Annotated in this window: 5 protein-coding genes; 2 read left to right on the forward strand and 3 right to left on the reverse strand. The window is 62.1% G+C overall.

Annotated elements, in window-relative coordinates:
• On the reverse strand, window positions 1-997 hold a 997-nt coding region (locus EN939_RS24150), incomplete at its 3' end, for an NAD(P)-dependent oxidoreductase (RefSeq protein WP_164751181.1).
• A 142-nt stretch (window positions 998-1,139) separates the two neighbouring features.
• A complete protein-coding gene (locus EN939_RS24155) occupies window positions 1,140-1,856 on the reverse strand; it encodes a gamma-glutamylcyclotransferase (RefSeq protein ID WP_127270190.1) in 717 nt (238 codons plus the stop codon).
• A gap of 164 nt (window positions 1,857-2,020) precedes the next feature.
• Between EN939_RS24155 and EN939_RS24160 the strand changes: the two genes are divergently transcribed.
• Window positions 2,021-2,797: a VOC family protein gene (locus tag EN939_RS24160; RefSeq protein ID WP_127270192.1), complete on the forward strand. Its 777-nt coding sequence runs from the start codon at window positions 2,021-2,023 to the stop codon at window positions 2,795-2,797.
• Window positions 2,798-2,878: 81 nt separating this feature from the next.
• Here EN939_RS24160 and EN939_RS24165 read toward each other — a convergent pair whose 3' ends face one another.
• A complete protein-coding gene (locus EN939_RS24165; protein ID WP_127270194.1) occupies window positions 2,879-3,367 on the reverse strand; it encodes a hypothetical protein in 489 nt (162 codons plus the stop codon).
• Between the two features lie 198 nt (window positions 3,368-3,565).
• On the opposite strand from EN939_RS24165, the gene EN939_RS24170 reads away from it, so the two are divergent.
• A complete protein-coding gene (locus EN939_RS24170; RefSeq protein WP_127270196.1) occupies window positions 3,566-3,958 on the forward strand; it encodes a DoxX family protein in 393 nt (130 codons plus the stop codon).
• Window positions 3,959-3,986 lie beyond the last annotated feature (28 nt).

The following is a 3,986-nucleotide window of genomic DNA, read 5'->3' on the forward strand; positions in this document are numbered from 1 at the left end:
GGCGGATGGTGACGCCATTGGCGGCGGCCAGATCCTGCTCGAACTCGGACGCATTCATGTGCTCCTGGCCGCGCCGGTAGCAGATCGTCACCTCCTCGGCCCCGAGCAATTTCGACTGCACGGCCGCGTCGATCGCCGTCATGCCGCCACCGATGACGACGACGCGGCGGCCAACCGGCAGGCCGGAAAGGTCGCTGGCCTGGCGCAGTTCGGCAATGAACTCGACCGCGTTGATGACGCCGTCGGCGTCCTCGCCATCGGCACGCAGCGCATTGACGCCGCCAAGGCCCATGCCGAGAAACACCGCATCGTAATTGCGGATCAGATCCGACAGCTGATAGTCGCGGCCGAGGGCCTTGCCGTTCTGGATGTCGATGCCGCCGATCGCGGTCACATAATCGACTTCGGCCTGGGCGAAATCGTCGACACTCTTGTAGGCGGCGATGCCGTATTCGTTGAGGCCACCGGCTTTCGCGCGCGCCTCCAGAATGGTCACGTCATGGCCGTGGCGGGCGAGCCGGTGCGCGGCGGCAAGGCCGGCCGGCCCGGCGCCGACCACGGCGACAGTCTTGCCGGTCGGCTCGGCGCGCGGGTAGAACTGTTTGTTCTCGCTCATGGCGACGTCGGTGGCATAGCGCTGCAGGCGGCCGATCTGCACCGGCTTGCCTTCCGCCACTTCGCGCACGCAGACTTCTTCGCACAGCGTTTCGGTCGGGCAGACGCGGGCGCACATGCCGCCCAATATGTTCTGGTCGAAGATGGTCTTGGCCGAACCGATCGGATTGCCGGTCGAGATCTGGCGGATGAACAGTGGAATGTCGATCGAGGTCGGGCATGCGTTCATGCACGGCGCGTCGTAGCAGAAATAACAGCGATCGGATTCGACCAGCGCCTCGTGGTGATCGAGCGGCGGATGCAGGTCGGAAAAATTATCCGCATACTGGTCGGCCGAGAGCCTGCCGCCCGCAATGCCTTCCCTGAATTGGCCTTCTGGCATCGTCAGTTCCCCATGTTTTCTTTTGAGGAAGGCTAGCACGTTTTATTTTTTTATCAATTGGTCAATTTTCGGCGCAAGTCTCTGAAAAGGCTGGATAATAACATGATTTTTTTACTCATGTTATCGGAGGCCGAGGCTGCTTTCACAGTGCGAGCGAATGGCCGGGTTCAAGCTTACAGCCATGAATGGTCTTGACCTCCTCTGCGACCAGCTGCTGCAGTCGCCACAGATTGCGGTCATGGATGCCGAACGCCTCGAGGTGGCTGACCGTGTTGTAGAGATATTCGGCGCCGGATCCGATATGCCCGCAGGCTCTGGCCAGCACGCTCGCCACTCTGTCCAACGGCTGGTTCAGCGACGTTCCCCTGCCCTTCACGCCGACCCAGAAGCCGAGCGCGCGCAGCGTGCCTTGCGGCGTATGCACCGGCAGCCACCGGACCGTCTCGATGCTTTCGTGGTCGCTGATTTCGCGCCGCAGCAGCCTTTCGACCTGCGCCGGCTTTTCGCCCTCCGGCAAGCGATAGATCACGCCGTTGCAGCGTCCGCCCCGTTCGAGCGCCATCATCAACCCAGGCTGCTCGGCACTGCCCCGCCAACGCACCATGTCGAGGCAGAAAGAGCGGTGCCAGCCAAAGGCCGTGGCGAGCTGTTGCTCGACCGACTCGAATTCCGGCTTCCAGATCAGCGACCCATAAGCGAACACCCATAGCGGCCCCTCATCGGCTTCATTGGACAGCCGCAAGGCAAGGTCTCGAAAGTCCTCGTCGTTCATGTCTGTCCAGCTCGGGTCCGGGCCGGGATCGGCCTCCTCCCGATGGCACAGTGCGACAAGCTCGGGCGTGAGCGACATCAAGCGCATGAACGACAACCCTTCATAGCCGTAGAGAAATCGAAAACCGCTGGGTGCGCAACCAGGGAACGCTTGGCACACACACCCATTGTTTTCCGGGCGGTGTCGGATTCCCGTCGTGAGGATCGTCCTATGATGGACGACGATCACGTATGAAAGGTGAGGAGACCGAAATGCCAAAAGCCCCGATGCCCTTCTTCTGGTACGAATTGATGACGTCAGATCTCGACGCCGCCGAGGCATTCTACACCCAAGTCATCGGCTGGACGGCGCAGCCCTTCGACAAGGCGCCCGGCATCCCGCGCTATGTCGTGATGAATGTCGGCGAACGTGGCGTCGGCGGCCTGATGACCTTGCCTGAGGATGCAGCCAAGATGGGCATGCCGCCCGCCTGGCTTGGCTATATCCACACCAGGGATGTCGACGCTGCCACGGCATCGCTGGAGAAAGCCGGCGGCACCGTTCACCGCCAGCCCGACGACATTCCGGGCGTCGGCCGCTTTGCCGTCGTCGCCGATCCGCAAGGCGCGACCTTCATGTTCCTGCAGCCAAACGGTCCCGACCAGCCTGTCGTGCCGGCCGGCACGCCGGGCCACATCGGCTGGCACGAGCTTTATACGAGCGACTGGAAAGCCGCGTTCGATTTCTATTCCGAGCAGTTCGGCTGGGTCGACGCCGGCGATTTCGACATGGGCCCGGTGGGCACTTACCAGACCTTTACAGCCGGCCCCGAATCCGGCGGCGGCATCATGAACAAGCCCGAGCAGATTCCGGTCCCGGTCTGGCAGTTCTATTTCAATGTTCCGGCCATCGATGCGGCGGCCAAACGGGTGACCGACAATGGCGGCAAGATCCTGATGGGGCCGATGGAGGTCCCGGGCGGCAGCTGGATCGTCCAATGCCAGGACCCGCAGGGCGCGCATTTCGCCTTGATGGCGCCGGTCCGCTGACCGCGATCGAACATCGCTGAAACAAAGCGCGGGCTTTCATCGGACTACCGATGAAGGCCTCTACCCCTGACTGGCGCCGTCTCATTCCGGCGCCAGCACCGCGACCTTCAGCTCAGCTTTCTTCGCGCCGCTGAACTGAACGGTGGCCGGGCCAGGCGCAAGCTTGAAGCGCACGCTCTTGCGGATGCCAGGGCATGTTTTCACGCCACTATAGCCCGCCGACTTGATGGCCTGGCCATTCTGGATGACATCGATCCAGGCCTCGCCCGAGAGACTGATCTGGATGGCCCCCTCGGACGGCACCTCCACGCTGGCAACGGCGCCAAACGTGTCCGATGCCGGCGCACGTTCGGGCGCTACCGCAAAACCGGCTTTCCCTACCGGCACCAGCGCCAGGTCCGCAGCCTCACCAACCGCCAGCGCCGCTCCGGACGGCGTTGCCGGTGCTGCGGCAAACAGGGTCTGCTCCCGCGTCACCGGCCACTTGAACGCCTCACAGCCGGCGTCCTCGGCCATGGCGAAGCTAATGCCTGCGAGGATCGCGAAAAGGCTGATGACGACTTTTTTCATGGCAAAGGCCCCCACACATTCAGGATTGTTGTACACGCATCAATACAACCATAGAGATACTAATGCAACCTTGGCGAGAAAATTTTAATGGCAATTGGGAACATTCCCAATCACCGATTGTTGACGGCAGGCCATGCGAAGTGAATGGTCATTCCTGGGCGATAATCTATGGCCGGGCGGATTGAAAATGGAGTCATTATGAAGCTTTTCGAAAGCCTCTCCAGATACCAGCCGCAGGCGCTCGGCGTGTTGCGCATCATGACCGCGCTGCAGTTCATCGAGCATGGCAGCCAGAAACTGTTCAACTTCCCCGTCAGCGCCGATCCCCACGCCCTTTCCGGGCTGACCATGACCGCCGGCATCCTCGAATTCGCCGGCGGCATCCTGCTGGCGCTCGGCCTGTTCACGCGGCCCGTAGCCTTCCTTCTGGCCGGCGAAATGGCGATCGCCTATTTCATGGCGCACATGCCGCGCGACTTCTTCCCGGTCAACAATGGCGGCGATTCGGCGATCTCTTTCTGCTTCATCTTCCTCTATCTGGTGTTTGCCGGCGCCGGCGCCTTCGCGCTGGACAACCGCCGCAGCGCCTGACGCCCAGAAGAAGGGGCGTGACTAGTGC

The organism is Mesorhizobium sp. M7A.F.Ca.CA.002.05.1.1, from assembly GCF_003998335.1.
Classification (GTDB): Bacteria; Pseudomonadota; Alphaproteobacteria; order Rhizobiales; family Rhizobiaceae; genus Mesorhizobium.